Genomic DNA, 15,540 nt, shown 5'->3' on the forward strand with positions numbered 1-15,540 from the left:
GCGAAAACAGTCTTTTATTTAAAATGAGGAATTTAGTAAGAATAATGAAGTTTTCGGTTTGGCTAATCACAAGAAATCGTTCCTGCAGCCTTATCAATCTACAAAAAAGCACCCGCCAACTAAGCGGGTGCAAAAGTGAGAATATAACCTGAGAACGAATTGTAAAGCTATTACTTTAAATTACTTAAACCTGCTGCGGAACCTGAAGTCCAAGTCCCTGAGCTACACGCTGGCCGAATTCGGGATCAGCTTTATAAAGATGCGCGATTTGGCGCAGTTTGATTTCATCTTTCGTGACCGGAGCCATTGCTTCAACATAGTTTTGAACAAGTCGGGCACGTTCTTCTTCACTTTGGAGGCGATAAAGGTCTCCAGGCTGAGTGTAGTGATCGTTATGATCGTAAGAGACGCTGTCTGCAACGCCTTGAACAGGGTATGCCGCCTGTTTGTTTTCAGCTGATTCTGCTGGTCCGCCGAAGCTGTTTGGCTCGTAGTAGACAGAGCCGCCGCCGTTGTTGTCAAAGCGCATTTGGCCGTCTCGCTGGTAAGTGTTGACTTCATTTTTAGGACGGTTAATCGGCAGTGCCTGATGGTTCGCACCTACACGGTAGCGATGTGCATCATGGTAGGCAAACAAACGGCCTTGAAGCATTTTGTCCGGAGATACGTCGACTCCAGGCACAAGTGTTCCAGGAGAGAATGTAGCCTGCTCGACTTCTGCAAAGTAGTTTTCCGGATTGCGGTTTAGAACCATGCGGCCAACCTCAATTAACGGATAGTCTTTTTGTGACCATACTTTAGTAACATCGAATGGATCGAAGCGATATGTGTCCGCATCTTCTAAAGGCATGATCTGCACGTACATTTTCCATGCAGGGAAATCACCTTTTTCAATGGCATTAAACAGGTCTTCTGTGTGGTAGTCCGGATTTTCTCCAGCAATTTTAGCTGCAAGTTCCGGAGCAAGGTTTTGGATGCCCTGTTCTGTTTTGAAGTGATATTTAATCCACACGCCGTCGCCTTCAGCATTTGTCCATTTAAATGTATGGCTTCCGAAGCCATGCATATGACGGAACGTTGCCGGAATACCGCGGTCAGACATCAAGATTGTTACCTGATGAAGAGATTCAGGTGAAAGAGACCAGAAATCCCAAACAGCATCTGGATTTTTCAAGTGTGTTTGCGGATGGCGCTTTTGTGTGTGGATGAAATCAGGGAATTTAATTGCATCGCGAATGAAGAAAACCGGCGTATTGTTTCCGACCAAGTCATAGTTTCCTTCTTCTGTATAGAATTTCAAAGCAAATCCGCGCGGGTCGCGCACTGTATCAGCTGAACCGTTTTCTCCGGCTACAGTTGAGAAACGGACGAACATAGGTGTGCGTTTACCCAATTCTGATAAGAAATTTGCTTTTGTATATTTTGTTACATCATTTGTTACTTCAAAATAACCATGTGCTCCTGCACCTTTTGCATGAACGACGCGCTCAGGCACACGTTCTCTGTTAAAGTGTGCAAGCTTCTCTAAAAGGTGGACATCTTGAATTAACGTTGGACCGCGAGAACCTGCTGTTATTGAATTCTGGTTGTCCCCGACAGGCGCACCCCAACTAGTAGTAAGATTTTTTCTCTCATTACTCATAAATCGAATCACCTCATAGTTTTATATTATTTAACCCATTTATAATGATAACATCTCTCAGTAAAAAATCAATATTATTTTATAATTATTATAAATTAATAGTTTGTAAAAATAGTTTGCATAATCAATCCGATAAATTCGTTCTTCAATCTTGAAATCCTCTCATATAACTTTTTTAATGAAAAATATAGGGTATGTGAAACATAAATATATCTTGCAATTGTTGAAATTATTTGAAATAATTAATATATGAACACATACTCATATAATGTTGAATTGGGGGGATTGAAAATGGGGCACTCGCATAATCATCACGGCCATGAGGGGCATCATCACCACCACCACCATACAAGTAATAAAAAGGCGCTCCTTCTGGCATTTTCCATTATCACTCTTTTCATGATTGTGGAAGTGATCGGGGGATTGCTGACAAATAGTCTGGCGCTGCTGTCTGATGCGGGACATATGCTCAGTGACGCAGCAGCATTGGGTTTAAGCTATCTTGCAATGACATTTGGAGCAAAAGGCGCTTCAACATCTAAAACGTTCGGCTATAAAAGGTTTGAGATTTTGGCTGCCTTTATTAACGGCCTCACATTAATCATTATTGCACTCTATATATTCGCAGAAGCATATCAGCGCTTTATCGATCCGCCTGAGGTCATCAGTTCTGGCATGCTCTTGATTTCCAGTATTGGTCTGCTTGTCAATATCGCGGCTGCTTTTATCCTGATGCGCGGTGATAAGGAAGAAAATCTGAATGTAAGAAGTGCTTTCCTGCATGTTATTGGCGATATGCTTGGTTCTGTTGGCGCAATTATCGCGGCGCTTCTTATTATGTTTTTTGGCTGGGGCTTGGCAGATCCAATCGCGAGTATTATTGTTGCGGTGCTGATTATCATCAGCGGTTTCCGCGTGACGAAGGATTCTTTTCATATTTTAATGGAAGGTGCACCTGGGAATTTGAAAACGGATGATATTCGGGCTGCTCTCCTGACAATGGAGGAAGTGTGCGGCGTCCATGATTTGCATGTATGGTCGATTACGTCAGATTTCCCGGCTCTAAGCTGTCATTTAGTAGTTGAGAGCGGGGAGAATCAGCAGGACTTATTGAAAAAAGCCAACCGGATCCTGCATGATCAATTTGGACTGCATCATACAACGATTCAGATTGATCGAAAAGATTCAGCATGCTGCGGGGATGATCATTGTAATTAAAAAGAGACACGGTTGTGTCTCTTTTTTGTGGTGTTCGGCTAAATAAATAGGATTATGGCTAAATTTACAACAAAACGGTGATCGCAAAAAAAGCGTTTGGTTAAATGAAGTCCCAATTGGGGGAACATCGCATTACACGGTGTCCAGCTCCACCTCCTAGTCCCTCGGCCAGAACAAATTCCCCCAAAAAGGCGGGAACCGGACTTTTCGGGTGAATTCTTATCTGTCTGTCGGGCCTGACCAGTCGGTTCCGCTTTTCGTGGTGTCTAGCTCCACCGCCCAACTCCTCGGCCAGAACGTCTCATCCAGCAAAGGCAAAAAGCGCCTTCACTGGCTGAGACTTATCTGTCTGTCGGAGCTAAACGGGCGGTTCCGCTTTTCGGTTAATGCCTAGCATGCTCAATCGTCTGCTTCAATAGCCCGATAACGTGTTCGTCGTCATGTGAATAGAATAAGGTTGTCCCTTCGCGGCGGAATTTGACGAGACGGAGGTTTTTTAGAAATCTCAGCTGGTGGGATACGGTTGATTGGAGAAGAGATAATGTATCGGCAATTTCATTTACGGATCGTTCCCCTTGGGTGAGCAGGTTTAATATGCGAAGCCGTGTCGGATCCGACAGCGCCTTGAAGGTCTGGGAAGCGATGAAAAGGGTTTCTTCGTCCAGGTCCTGAAACGTGTCTGCGTCTAGGTTTTCTTTTTTCATCGTGAGTCTCCTTCTGACTTCTTATGTAAATTCATTATAGGAAAGATTATCTATTTATACAAACATTCAAATTGTTGTTTGACTGTTCATGCTTCCCTGCATATACTTTAATCAAATGAACGTTTGAATGAATAGGATGTGATGAAGTGAAGATGCAGGATGTATGTGAAATAACTTGTGTGGATTCGGAAAAAGTGGAACGGGTTAAGAATAAGCTTCGCGGGCAGGAAACGGCTAATGTGACGAAAATCTACAAAGCCCTTGCTGATGATACTCGATTGAAAATTGCTTATGCGCTTTTAGAAGAAGAGGAGCTTTGTGTCTGTGATGTGGCGAATATCGTCGGGGCTACCACTGCGACGGCATCGCATCATTTAAGGCTTTTGAAAAATACGGGGCTTGCTAAATTCCGCAAAGAAGGAAAGCTAGTCTATTATTCATTGGATGATGATCATGTAAAGCAGCTGATTCAGCTTGCATTTGAACATCAGGGGGAGATGAGCCAGCGTGGGAGCAGAACAATCGGCTGAAAAAAACGTGTACCGGGTTCAGGGATTTACCTGCGCAGGCTGTGCCGGGAAATTCGAACGCAATGTAAAAGAACTTGATGGTGTAACCGATGCCAAAGTGAATTTCGGTGCCGCTAAATTAACAGTGATTGGCAAAGCGAGCATGCGCGATATTGAAAAAGCAGGTGCGTTCGAGCATCTTAAAATTCTTTCTGAAAAGGGAGCCGTTCAAGCGCCTAAAGAAACATTCCTAAAAAAATACGGTGCACTTCTGGTATCAGCACTGTTCATAGTGATGGGCTATTATGCTTTATTTTCATATGGGGAAGAGAGTGCCCCGTCTATCTTTGCCTTTTTGGCTGCCATCATCATCGGAGGATACTCCCTGTTTATCACAGGGTTTAAAAATTTGATTCGACTTGAGTTTGATATGCGAACGCTCATGACGATTGCCATTATTGGCGCCGCCATTATTGGGGAATGGAGCGAAGGGGCTGTTGTAGTTATCCTGTTTGCCATCAGTGAAGCCCTGGAATCCTACTCAATGGACCGGGCTCGCAAGTCCATTCGTTCGTTAATGGATATCGCTCCGAAAGAAGCGTTAATTAGACGAAACGGCGTTGAAAGCTCCATTTCCGTGGATGAAATTGAAGCCGGCGATATAATGATTGTGAAGCCGGGCCAGAAAATTGCCATGGATGGAGTTGTTGTTAAAGGGGTATCTGCTGTTAATCAGGCGTCCATCACGGGTGAATCGCTCCCCGCAGAAAAAGAACCTGGGGCGGAAGTGTTTGCAGGAACTCTTAACGAGGAAGGCTTGCTTGAAGTAAAGGTTACCAAGCTTGCTGATGATACGACGATTGCTAAAATCATTCATTTAGTAGAAGAAGCTCAGGCGGAACGCGCACCATCGCAGGCATTTGTAGACAAGTTTGCAAAGTGGTATACACCTGCGATTATGGCGGTTGCCTTTTTAGTCGCTGTTATTCCGCCGCTGTTTTTCGGCGGTATGTGGGATACTTGGATTTATCAGGGATTAGCCGTTCTGGTTGTCGGCTGTCCGTGTGCACTTGTCATCTCAACACCTGTTTCCATTGTCACGGCCATTGGAAACGCTGCGAGAAATGGAGTTTTAATCAAAGGCGGTATTTACCTTGAAGAATTAAGCCGAATCAAGGCGGTTGCCTTTGATAAAACAGGCACCTTAACAAAAGGGGCTCCTGTGGTTACCGATTTTGACGTTTTACAATCGGGAATTTCACAGAATGACTTATTTAAATTGGTAAGTGCGCTTGAATATAGATCACAGCATCCGCTTGCTTCTGCGTTTATTAAAAAAGCAGAGCAGCAGGAGCTCGATTATAAATCTCTGATTGTAGATGAATTCGCGTCCATCACTGGAAAAGGCATTAAAGGAAAGATTGAACAAGAGTGGTACTACGTTGGAAATGTTTCGCTGTTTGAAGATATGCTGGGGCGTACACTTGAAGGTGAATTAAGAAACAAGGTTGATTCTTTGCAGAAACAGGGAAAAACAGTCATGCTCGCTGGTACGAATGAAGTGGTGCTTGCTGTATCAGCAGTGGCAGACGAGGTCCGTGAAAGCAGTGTCCGTGTTGTGAAGCAGCTAAAAGAGCTTGGCATTCAAAAGACCATCATGCTGACGGGGGATCATGCAAGTACCGCGGCAGCAATCGGACATCAGTTAGAAGTGTCTGAGATTCATGCTGAGCTGCTTCCTCAGCATAAACTGGATGCCGTGAAAAAGATACAAGGTGAATACGGGGCAGCCGCAATGGTGGGGGATGGCGTAAATGATGCTCCTGCCCTTGCTGCAGCATCAGTTGGTATCGCGATGGGAGGAGCTGGGACGGATACGGCTCTTGAAACAGCAGATGTTGCCCTAATGGGAGATGATCTGAAAAAACTGCCACTTGCGATTGAACTGAGCCGCAAAACGCTTGTCATTATTAAGCAGAACATCGCCTTTGCCTTAGGGCTCAAACTGCTTGCCTTGCTGCTCGTTGTTCCAGGATGGCTGACATTATGGATCGCGATTTTTGCAGATATGGGTGCGACTTTGCTTGTTACGTTAAATGGATTGAGGCTTTTAAGAGTGAAGGAAAAGAAAGACAGCTAGCATGAACCGATTAGTGGTTCATGCTCTTTTTTTTAGGAGGGCTAGAAATTGAGGACTTTATCTTGAAAAGAAGAATGGCAGCTGAATTTTTGGATAGTCGCTAAATCAGAAAATCTTCATTCAGTTAAAATAATTGGCAAACCGGCTATAAGAACCTTTATTTCAGCTAAAAAGAAAAACTCCAGCTTCTAAAGCCGGAGCAGAACGGTCTTTTTCTAACGAATCAGGTACACAGCCGATTTCTAATTAAAATGAGGTGCCAGTATCCCTTTTAATATCGCAGCACTTTTCCTGAATTTATCCTGTTCTTCAGCATTCAGGTCAAGCTCAATAATGTCGCGGATTCCCTCGCGGTTAATAACAGCCGGGACTCCGATATAGACATCTTTTTCTCCGTAGTGTCCGTCAAGATGAGCAGAAACGGTCAGGACGCAATTTTCATTGTGAAGGATTGCCTTCGTAATGCGGACAAGTCCCATTGCGATTCCATAGTAGGTTGCCCCTTTTCGATTAATAATCTGATAGGCTGCATCCCGAACGTTTTTAAAGATTTCATCTAAATCTTCTTTTTTGTAGTCTTCGCTTCGTTCAATCATCTTCATGACAGGGATTCCGCCGACATCCGCAGAGCTGTAAACAGGAAGCTCGCTGTCACCGTGCTCGCCGATTATGTAGGCATGAACGTTATTTGGAGCTATTTTAAAATAATCTCCAAGCAGATAGCGGAAGCGGGAAGTATCAAGGATGGTTCCTGAACCTATCACCCGTTCTTTCGGCAGGCCGCTGTATTTCCATGTTGCGTAGGTAAGGATATCAACTGGGTTCGTTGCTACTAGAAATATTCCGCGGAATCCGGATTTCATCACGCTTTCGGTAATTTCTTTGAATATGGCCAGGTTTTTCGCTACAAGATCAAGGCGGGTTTCGCCTTTCTTCTGGTTAGCCCCTGCACAAATGACAACAATATCTGCGTGTTTGCAATCCTCGTATTCTCCGAGACGGATGGCGGTAGGATTTGGCGCAAACACTTTTCCATGATTAAGATCCATTACATCCCCAAGCGCTTTTTCGGCATTAGCATCAATTAAAATCAGTTCATCAGCTATTCCTTGATTCATGAGAGCAAATGCGTAGCTGGATCCGACAAATCCGGTTCCAACCAAGACTACACGGTTTATCTTTTCTTGTGCCATTGTGCAACACCCTTTCATATAATTGTGAAATACTTCACAATATAATTTTACCTTATTAAGGAAGAAATGTCTATTATAAATACAGGTAATCAACGATTCATCAAAAACATAATGCAATTATAATCGTGTTAGTTTTTTTGACATTAAGTTATAATAATTTTTAGAAAATTGGTTGACTATAGAAAAATATACGTTAAAATAGAAAATGATTAACTCATGTTATATTTTATAACATACAATGTTATGAAATAAGCAATAGGAGGACATTAAATTGGATTCTATCTATCTGTTAAATAGTTTATGGGTGGTTCTGGGAGCAATTTTGGTTATTCTCATGCAGGGCGGATTCATTCTGCTTGAAGCAGGATCTACACGCATGAAAAATGCCGGTCATATTGCCGGAAAGACGATTTTTACATTTGGCCTTGCATCACTTGTGTTTTGGGCTGTGGGCTTTGGATTTATTTTTGGAGACAATGCTAATTTCTTTGTCGGTTTATCCCACTTTTTCTATTCAGGATATGAGCTGGAAGGGATGAATCTTTCTTCATCTGTCTTCTTTCTGTTCCAGCTTGCTTTTGCCGGAATTGCAATAACAATTGCACTTGGTGGATTTGCAGAGCGTGCTAAGATGTCAATCTATCTTGTCTTTACGGTGCTTTTCTCAGCACTTGTCTATCCTGTGGTTGCACACTGGATCTGGGGCGGAGGCTGGCTGGCAGAACACGGTAAACAGGATTTTGCCGGCTCTACGGTTGTCCATTTAACGGGTGCAATGGCAGCTTTTGCGGCGACAATTTTACTGAAGCCCCGTATTGGGAAATTCAATCAGGATGGTTCTGCTAATAACATTTTTGGGCATAATCAGGTGTTTACGGCTTTAGGAGTTTTGGTGCTGTGGATTGGCTGGTTTGGATTTAATGCAGCAAGCACACTTGGAGTAGAAGATGGATTTTTCGGTTATGTTGCTCTGAATACGAATCTTGCTGCGGCAGCTGGTGCGGTTGCAGCGCTTATCGTTTCATGGGCAGTGCTTGGGAAATCAGATGTGCCGACGATGCTTAATGGTGCACTCGCGGGTCTTGTAGCGATTACAGCATCATGTGCGTTTGTAGATACGTGGGCAGCCGTTCTTATCGGTTTTATCGCTGGAATCCTAGTTTTCTATAGTGTGAGATTTTTTGAAAAGAGAAAGATAGATGATCCAATCTACGCATTATCTGTTCATGGGGCAGCAGGAGTTTGGGGAACCATTTCAACTGGATTTTTCGCAACACCTGAACTTGCGGCAGTTGGAAAGCCGGGATTATTCTACGGCGGAGGTTTTGAACAATTAGGGGTTCAGATCATGGGTGTCGGCGTATCGGGAGCTTATGCCTTTGCCGTTTCGTTTATCATTCTTTTTGCTGCTAAAAAGCTGATGGGCGGTCTTCGTGTAACAGAAGAAGAAGAAATTATGGGGCTTGATATGAGTGAGCATGGAAGTTACGGCTATCCTGAAGTATTCTTATCAAAAGAGGATAAGATCAGCTCTTAATTCCGGAGCGAAAGGGAAGTGCTGTAAATGGGAGAAAGCTACGAATCAATTCGTTCATGGAAAGATGAAGAGATTAAAAAATATACATCTGATACGCAATCATTAAATAAATTCCATGATAAAGTCATGCGGGCGGTTTTTGAAGTATCTCTGCAAAAGCTGAAGGAGGAAAAAGGGACTCCTCCTTCGCCATTTTCGTGGTTTGTGATGGGGAGTGCAGGGAGATTTGAACAGGGGGTCATCAGTGATCAGGATCATGGAATGGTTTATGAAAAAAGCGGTACGGATGCAGATCAGTACTTTCTGGCGCTTGGAAAAGAAGTTTCCCTAGGTCTTCATCTTGCAGGGTATCCTTATTGCGAAGGAAAAGTCATGAGCTCAAATCCTGTCTGGTGCAAATCGCTTGGAGCTTTTGAAGAACAGCTTTTAAGATGGATGGAGGAAGTAAGCTTTGAGTCTATGAGGTACCTGCAGATTTTTGTGGATGCAAGAGTGCTTGCGGGAGAAGAAGCATTTATTGATCATTTAAAAAAAGGAATTGATAAGTGCCAGAAAAAATCTCCGAAGCTATTAAAACGCTTTATGGATAATATCATGCATCTCAAGCCTTCTGTTGGTCCTCTTGGGCAAATCTTCACTGAAAGCAGCGGTCCTTATCAGGGATCACTCAATTTAAAGCAAGCTGCCTTTTTACCTTACGTAAATGCAGTTAGAATCCTTGCCATTAAAGAAGGAGTGTTAGCTGCCTCCACAATGGAACGGATAGATGAGCTCAGCAAAGACGAGTTTTATCGAAACGAGCTGGGGGATTATAAAACCAGTTTTGCCAAACTCCTGCAGTTTCGAATGTCTAATTTAAATAGAATCCAAGAATACGATGATGTCCATTACCTTCCCATTCAGAAGCTCGGCCGTGCAGAGAAAAAAGAAATGAAGACCATTCTGAAAAACGGAAAAAAACTGCATCACTTTGTACAGGGAATCATTGAAAAGGGTGTTCATAAATGAAGTCGAATCCGTTCGTTCATTTTATTAGAGAGGTGCATGGAAAGTTTCAAACGAGTGTTTTTGGAACGGCTCAAAGCGGGCAAAACTCCCAGCAAATCGCGTTTCTGCGTCAGCTGCAGCGCGAAATGAAAGCTGAAGAGGCGCTGTCGGTTCCACTGGATGATTTGAATGTGGTGGTCTTTGATATTGAAACAACCGGTTTTTTTCCAGAGCAGGGGAACGAAATCATTTCCATCGGTGCAGTGAAGGTGAGCGGGTGCACGCTGCAGGAAGAGGAACGTTTCTACTCGCTTGTCAGGCATGAAAATGGGATGTCTGATGAAATCAGTGAGTTAACGGGGATTAGGAATGAAGACTTAAAGGGTGCTCCCTCTCTTGAAGAAGCCATGATTGAATTTTTAAAGTTCGTAAAAGGAGATACTCTTGTTGCTCATCACTCATCTCATGAAAAAAACTTTATGCAGCATGCAAGCAGGAAACTGTTCCGCGCTGCGTTCAAGCACCGGATAGTGGACACTTCTTTTTTATACCGCATTGCTGAACCGAATGCAGAGTTTGTAAGACTTGAAGAATGGTGCGATCATAAACAGATTGCAGTCATAAACCGTCACCATGCATTAGGCGATGCGATCTTGACAGCAAAACTATGGTGTAAATATGTTGAGGACGTAAAAGGGCTCGGCTGCAGAAACCTGCGTGATATTTACGAACGGATCGCCATACTGTGATAAAAAACATTACTTCAGTAAAAGAAGCAATGTTTTTTTTATATGGATGGTTCAAATTGTATATTTTAGGGGTAAGGTAAATTATAGACATTTAAAGTCGAGGGGGAAAAAGGTTTGAAGCAGGCAATGTTAATTGTAAATCCATCTTCAGGCAAGGAAAAAGGAACTGAATATACGGAACACGCTTTAAATACAATGAAGAACATGGGCTATGAAACAGAGCTTCGCACGACAAAAGGCGAGGGTGATGCTATGAATTTTGCCAGGGAAGCCTGTGAACGAAAGCTTGATTTTGTTGCGGCAATGGGCGGAGACGGCACGATAAATGAAGCCATAAACGGGATTGCAGAACAGGATCACCGGCCTTTATTCGGTTTAATCCCCCTCGGTACGGTAAATGATTTTGCGAGAGCACTCAATATTCCGCTCGATCCTGAAGAGGCCATTTCTATTTTGGAGCAGCAGCACACAAGGAAAACGGATGTTGGAAAAATCAATGATCGATATTTTATTAATATAGTAGCTGTCGGCGCTTTAGCTGAGGCATCTTTCTCTACACCTGTTGAGCAGAAAACAAAACTTGGTCCGCTTGCCTACATCATTGAAGGAGTAAAAAAGATGAAGGAGAAGCAGCCTTTTGAACTCCGGGTTCAATCCGATGCGGGTGTATGGGAGGGTGAAGCTTTGCTGATGCTTATAGCCCTGACAAACTCAGTCGGCGGATTTGAAACGATCGCACCAGAAGCAGAGGTAAACGACGGCATGCTTCACGTCATCATTATTAAAGATGTTGCCCTGCCGCAATTTCTGCTCCTGCTCCCGAAAATAATGACGGGTGAGCTTGCAAGCAGCGAGCATGTTGAATACTTAAAGGTGCCAATGATAGAAGCTTCCTCCACTTATGAAATGATTGCAAATATCGACGGTGATGAAGGGGATAAGCTTCCGATAAAAGTAGAAAATCTGAAAAGACACATTGAAATACTGGTTCCAAAGGAAGAATAGGAGGTTCGTTATATGAATATAACGATTACTGAACAAGCTAAAAGCAAGTTAAGTGAAATACCTGATGATAAGCTGATCCAGCTATCTTTTGACCGGGGCAGCTGTGATATTGTGAATACGCTGTATGAAATGAAAGTCATTAATAAAAGAGAAAAGGAACCGTATGAAAAAGTGATTACATCAGAAAAGCTGGATTTTATCGTTGATGATGACTTTGAAGATACATACGATCATGAGCTGACGATTGATTACTCGAACCATTTTTTTGTATTTAAAAATAAAAATCAGACATTTAATAATAGAATAGGGCTGCGGTATGTTTAGAGAATGGAGAAATACAATGCCTTTCTCTTTTTTTTTTAAGTTTTTTTCGTAAACTTTGTTGCTATTAAATAAAATGTTTATACCCTAAGTGGATTGTAGCGGAAAGTAACGGACAAAATTTATAATCGATCACAACAATCTATGCGAAAACGGCCTTTTTATATTATTTGATTGCCATGCTTTTACATCACCTGAAAACAAAAACACAATGTTCAGAAAAAAAGATATTGCAAACGCTAACAAGATAAAGTATGATTTCAATCAAAGGGATCCGAAACGTTTTGGAGGAAATAATTTTGACGACAATTAAGGACATTGCGAAGGCCGCAGGAGTATCCGTTACGACTGTTTCAAGAGCATTGAACGGCTATTCGGATGTGAATGAAAAGACGAGACAAAAAATTTCCAGAATTGCTAAAGAATTAAACTACAGTCCTAATACGCTTGCTCGGGGATTGGTCATGAAGAAATCAAAAACCATCGGTATGCTCGTTTCAGGCATGGACCGCGTCAGTTCGAAGGATAATTTCACCTTTGAAGTACTGTCAGGGGTTAATGAATGCATTTCTGAGCGGGATTACGATCTGGTGCTTTTCAGTACAACGACAACAAAACAGCGGGAGAAAACCTATTCCCAGCTATGCAGGGAACGGCGGGTAGACGGAGCCATTCTTCAAGGAATGAAAATCGATGATCCTTATTTAAAAGAGGTTGTTGAGAGTGATATTCCCTGTATGCTCATCGATATTCCCATTGCATCAAACAGTGTTGGCTATGTAACGACAGATAATGTGCTCGGAGCAAAGCGGGCTGTTGAACATTTAATCAGCTTGGGACATACAAAAATAGCACTGATCAATGGCCATGATCAAGCGTATGTCAGCAAACAAAGGTTAAAAGGCTATTTAGATGCACTAATGGAAGCAAAGCTTGAAGTGAATGAAGACTGGATCGTCAGCGGTGATTTTTCCGAGGAAAAAGCGGAATTGGTTACTGAAAAGCTTCTTAGAGAACACCCTGAAATAACGGCCGTTTTTTGTGCAAGTGATTTAATGGCGCTTGGGGCCATGAAAAGTGCGAAAGCATCAGGCACACCTGTTCCAGAAGGGCTATCTGTAATTGGCTATGACAACATTCTGCTTGCTGCCTACTCTAATCCTGCATTAACGACAATGGCCCAGAATAAATTTGAACTTGGCTACCAGGCTGCAAATTCTCTGATCGATATGCTTGAAGGAAAAAGCGGATCAAATGTCATAACCCTTAAAACGGACTTGATCATTAGAGAATCAACCAAAAAAAACCACAAACCATAAGTGGTTACACATAAAATCCGAAACGTTTCGGGATTACGGATGAAAACCTATATTTTTTTCTGTAAATCCGAAACGTTTCGGAACATCAAGGAGGACAAAGATGGACTACCGTGTGATAAAAGAAAATGACTTATTTTTGCTGACAGATACAAATGGGAATATCCCTGAAAACCATCCTTATGGTTTGGGGCTTTATACAAAAGACACACGTTTTTTAAGTAAACTGGATTTGAAGATTAATGGTGAAGACCCTATTTTGCTCTCATCTGACGCAGATCAAAACTATAAAGCTGACATTCTCTTAACAAATCCCCATATGGAAGAAGACGGAGAACTGATTTTATGGAGGGAATCTGTAGAGATTGAACGGTCACGATTCATTTATGATGATGTCCTTTATGAAGAGATAAAAGTGAAAAACTATTTTCCAAAGCCTGTGAGATTTGAAATCAGCATCCATGCTGATGCAGATTTTCTGGATATGTTTGTTGTCCGCGGATTTCAAAATGGAGATCTTGGCAGCAGAACAGGTCAAACGGCTGAAGGAAATACACTTTCCTTTCACTATGCAGGAGCGGACAATGTTAATCGCAGCACATTGATCACGTGGGATAAAGAAGCTAAAAAAGTTGATGAAAAAGGAAAAATCGATTTTGAATTTGAATTAGCTCATTCAGAGACAGACAGAGTCACACTTGCGATTCGTCCGCAAATCGGGAAAGCAAAACCAAACACTGCTGCGCAAAAAGATGATGCAATGCGCAAGCTTGAAGAATCCTATCAGGAGTGGAATGAAAAAGCAGCAAGCATCAAAACAGATTTTGCTCCGCTTCAGCGTCTTGTTGACCGCGGATTGAATGATATGAGGGTTTTGCTGACAGATGTAGGATTTGGTCCATTTCCAGTTGCCGGGCTGCCTTGGTTTGGCGTTCCATTTGGCCGTGACAGCTTAATTGCAGCTTTGCAGATCCTGCCCTTTCAATCGGAAATTGCAAAAGGAACACTTCTTACGATGGCACACTATCAAGGTCAGAATGTGGATCCATGGAGAGATGAACAGCCGGGTAAAATCATGCATGAAATTCGTTTTGGAGAACTCGCTGCTACAGGTCAAATCCCGTTTACTCCTTATTACGGAACGGTTGATGCCACACCGCTGTTTTTAATTCTTCTATCAGAGTATGTGAAGTGGACAGGTGACACGGAACTTGCTTTGAGTCTTGAGAAAACGATTGAGAACGCTTTAATGTGGATCGATGAATATGGAGACCGCGACAAAGATCTTTTTGTGGAATACCATCAGGAATCAAGCAAAGGCATTGCGAATCAAGGCTGGAAGGATTCAGGCGATTCTGTTGTTCACAGAAATGGAGAATACGCAAAAACACCTATCGCACTTGCAGAGGTGCAAGGATATGTTTATCAGGCCAAAATGGGAATTGCTGATATCTATGAAACAATGAATCAAATAGAACGTGCAGAACAGCTTCGCAGACAGGCGAATTCGCTCAAGGAAAGATTTGATGAGGAATTCTGGATGGAGGATGTTCAGTTCTATGCCATCGCACTTGATGAAAAGAAAGAGCAGGTCGGAACGATTACCTCGAATCCAGGTCACGTTTTATTTTCAGGAATGCTGAATGAGGATCGGGCGAAAGCTGTAACTGAGATGCTTGTCTCACCCAAGATGTTTTCTGGATACGGAATCCGGACGATGGCTGAAGGCGAAGCAGGCTACAACCCTATGAGCTACCACGATGGCAGCATCTGGCCGCATGATAACAGCATCTCTCTTCTTGGCATGAGCAAAACGGGTTATCAGCAAGAAGCAGGCAAAGTGATGAGCGGGCTCATTGATGCTGCAGCTCATTTCGAATATGACCGTCTGCCGGAACTTTTCTGCGGATACGACAGCTTGGGCGGCAAAGCAGTGAAATACCCTGTGGCCTGTTCACCTCAAGCATGGGCAGCAGGTACACCGCTTGTCTTTATCCAGTCGATGCTGGGGTTATTTCCAGACAGCTTAAAAAAGGAAATCACACTCTCTCCGGTTTTATTGGATGGTATGAATGCTCTGGAAGTTCAAAATATTGCAATTGGAGAAGGACAATTATCAATTGCAGTCACTCGCAGCGGAGAGACCTTTATAGTGGAAGTTCTTAAAAACACAACAGGATATTCTTTAAAATCAACTGGAACACTTGTCCAAAAATAAG

At 42.7% G+C, this 15,540-nt stretch carries 13 protein-coding genes; 10 read left to right on the plus strand and 3 right to left on the minus strand.

The features are described 5' to 3' along the window. Positions 1-184 precede the first annotated feature (184 nt). Positions 185-1,642 (minus strand): catalase KatA, encoded by a 1,458-nt coding sequence (gene katA, locus GJU41_RS10730; RefSeq protein WP_070877846.1) that lies wholly within the window; start codon positions 1,640-1,642, stop codon positions 185-187. Positions 1,643-1,933: 291 nt separating this feature from the next. Here katA and GJU41_RS10735 point away from each other — a divergent pair, with 291 nt between their 5' ends. Continuing rightward, a complete protein-coding gene (locus GJU41_RS10735) occupies positions 1,934-2,860 on the plus strand; it encodes a cation diffusion facilitator family transporter (protein ID WP_070877847.1) in 927 nt (308 codons plus the stop codon). A gap of 383 nt (positions 2,861-3,243) precedes the next feature. On the opposite strand, the gene GJU41_RS10740 is transcribed toward GJU41_RS10735, so the two are convergent. Beyond that, on the minus strand, positions 3,244-3,564 hold the full coding sequence (locus tag GJU41_RS10740) for an ArsR/SmtB family transcription factor (protein WP_070877060.1): 321 nt from the start codon (positions 3,562-3,564) through the stop codon (positions 3,244-3,246). A gap of 146 nt (positions 3,565-3,710) precedes the next feature. Between GJU41_RS10740 and GJU41_RS10745 the strand changes: the two genes are divergently transcribed. Together GJU41_RS10745 and GJU41_RS10750 are read left to right on the plus strand one after the other, a co-directional pair. Beyond that, positions 3,711-4,094 (plus strand): ArsR/SmtB family transcription factor, encoded by a 384-nt coding sequence (locus tag GJU41_RS10745; RefSeq protein ID WP_070877059.1) that lies wholly within the window; start codon positions 3,711-3,713, stop codon positions 4,092-4,094. After that, the gene (locus tag GJU41_RS10750; RefSeq protein WP_070877058.1) at positions 4,072-6,213 is read left to right on the plus strand and encodes a heavy metal translocating P-type ATPase; all 2,142 of its coding nucleotides are present in this window, start codon (positions 4,072-4,074) and stop codon (positions 6,211-6,213) included. Before GJU41_RS10745 ends, GJU41_RS10750 begins: the two co-directional genes overlap by 23 nt. 242 nt (positions 6,214-6,455) lie before the next feature. On the opposite strand, the gene GJU41_RS10755 is transcribed toward GJU41_RS10750, so the two are convergent. After that, on the minus strand, positions 6,456-7,406 hold the full coding sequence (locus GJU41_RS10755; protein ID WP_070877057.1) for an L-lactate dehydrogenase: 951 nt from the start codon (positions 7,404-7,406) through the stop codon (positions 6,456-6,458). 271 nt (positions 7,407-7,677) lie between these two features. Here GJU41_RS10755 and GJU41_RS10760 point away from each other — a divergent pair, with 271 nt between their 5' ends. From GJU41_RS10760 to GJU41_RS10790, 7 genes are all read left to right on the plus strand, one after another. Beyond that, a complete protein-coding gene (locus GJU41_RS10760) occupies positions 7,678-8,943 on the plus strand; it encodes an ammonium transporter (protein ID WP_070877056.1) in 1,266 nt (421 codons plus the stop codon). Positions 8,944-8,970: 27 nt separating this feature from the next. Next, positions 8,971-9,951 carry a DUF294 nucleotidyltransferase-like domain-containing protein gene (locus tag GJU41_RS10765; RefSeq protein WP_070877055.1) on the plus strand — a complete coding sequence of 327 codons (981 nt, stop codon included), beginning with the start codon at positions 8,971-8,973 and terminating at the stop codon, positions 9,949-9,951. Continuing rightward, on the plus strand, positions 9,948-10,679 hold the full coding sequence (locus tag GJU41_RS10770; protein ID WP_070877054.1) for an exonuclease domain-containing protein: 732 nt from the start codon (positions 9,948-9,950) through the stop codon (positions 10,677-10,679). The genes GJU41_RS10765 and GJU41_RS10770 overlap by 4 nt, the downstream gene beginning before the upstream one ends. 114 nt (positions 10,680-10,793) lie before the next feature. Then, entirely contained in the window at positions 10,794-11,684 is an 891-nt protein-coding gene (locus GJU41_RS10775; protein ID WP_070877053.1) for a YegS/Rv2252/BmrU family lipid kinase, read from the plus strand. 12 nt (positions 11,685-11,696) lie between these two features. Continuing rightward, positions 11,697-12,008: an iron-sulfur cluster biosynthesis family protein gene (locus GJU41_RS10780; protein WP_070877052.1), complete on the plus strand. Its 312-nt coding sequence runs from the start codon at positions 11,697-11,699 to the stop codon at positions 12,006-12,008. 296 nt (positions 12,009-12,304) lie between these two features. Then, complete coding sequence (locus GJU41_RS10785) at positions 12,305-13,324, plus strand: LacI family DNA-binding transcriptional regulator (protein WP_070877051.1); 1,020 nt, start codon at positions 12,305-12,307, stop codon at positions 13,322-13,324. Between the two features lie 100 nt (positions 13,325-13,424). After that, on the plus strand, positions 13,425-15,539 hold the full coding sequence (locus tag GJU41_RS10790; RefSeq protein WP_070877050.1) for an amylo-alpha-1,6-glucosidase: 2,115 nt from the start codon (positions 13,425-13,427) through the stop codon (positions 15,537-15,539). Position 15,540: the final 1 nt, after the last annotated feature.

Source organism: Metabacillus idriensis (genome assembly GCF_009674765.1).
In the GTDB taxonomy this organism is placed as follows: domain Bacteria; phylum Bacillota; class Bacilli; order Bacillales; family Bacillaceae; genus Bacillus_P; species Bacillus_P idriensis.

Coding starts and splice junctions, on each gene's coding strand:
- GJU41_RS10790 (WP_070877050.1), top strand. CDS start 13,425: ATGGACTACCGTGTGATAAAAGAAAATGACTTATTTTTGCTGACAGAT.
- GJU41_RS10770 (WP_070877054.1), top strand. CDS start 9,948: ATGAAGTCGAATCCGTTCGTTCATTTTATTAGAGAGGTGCATGGAAAG.
- katA (WP_070877846.1), bottom strand. CDS start 1,642: ATGAGTAATGAGAGAAAAAATCTTACTACTAGTTGGGGTGCGCCTGTC.
- GJU41_RS10740 (WP_070877060.1), bottom strand. CDS start 3,564: ATGAAAAAAGAAAACCTAGACGCAGACACGTTTCAGGACCTGGACGAA.
- GJU41_RS10780 (WP_070877052.1), top strand. CDS start 11,697: ATGAATATAACGATTACTGAACAAGCTAAAAGCAAGTTAAGTGAAATA.
- GJU41_RS10735 (WP_070877847.1), top strand. CDS start 1,934: ATGGGGCACTCGCATAATCATCACGGCCATGAGGGGCATCATCACCAC.
- GJU41_RS10765 (WP_070877055.1), top strand. CDS start 8,971: ATGGGAGAAAGCTACGAATCAATTCGTTCATGGAAAGATGAAGAGATT.
- GJU41_RS10755 (WP_070877057.1), bottom strand. CDS start 7,406: ATGGCACAAGAAAAGATAAACCGTGTAGTCTTGGTTGGAACCGGATTT.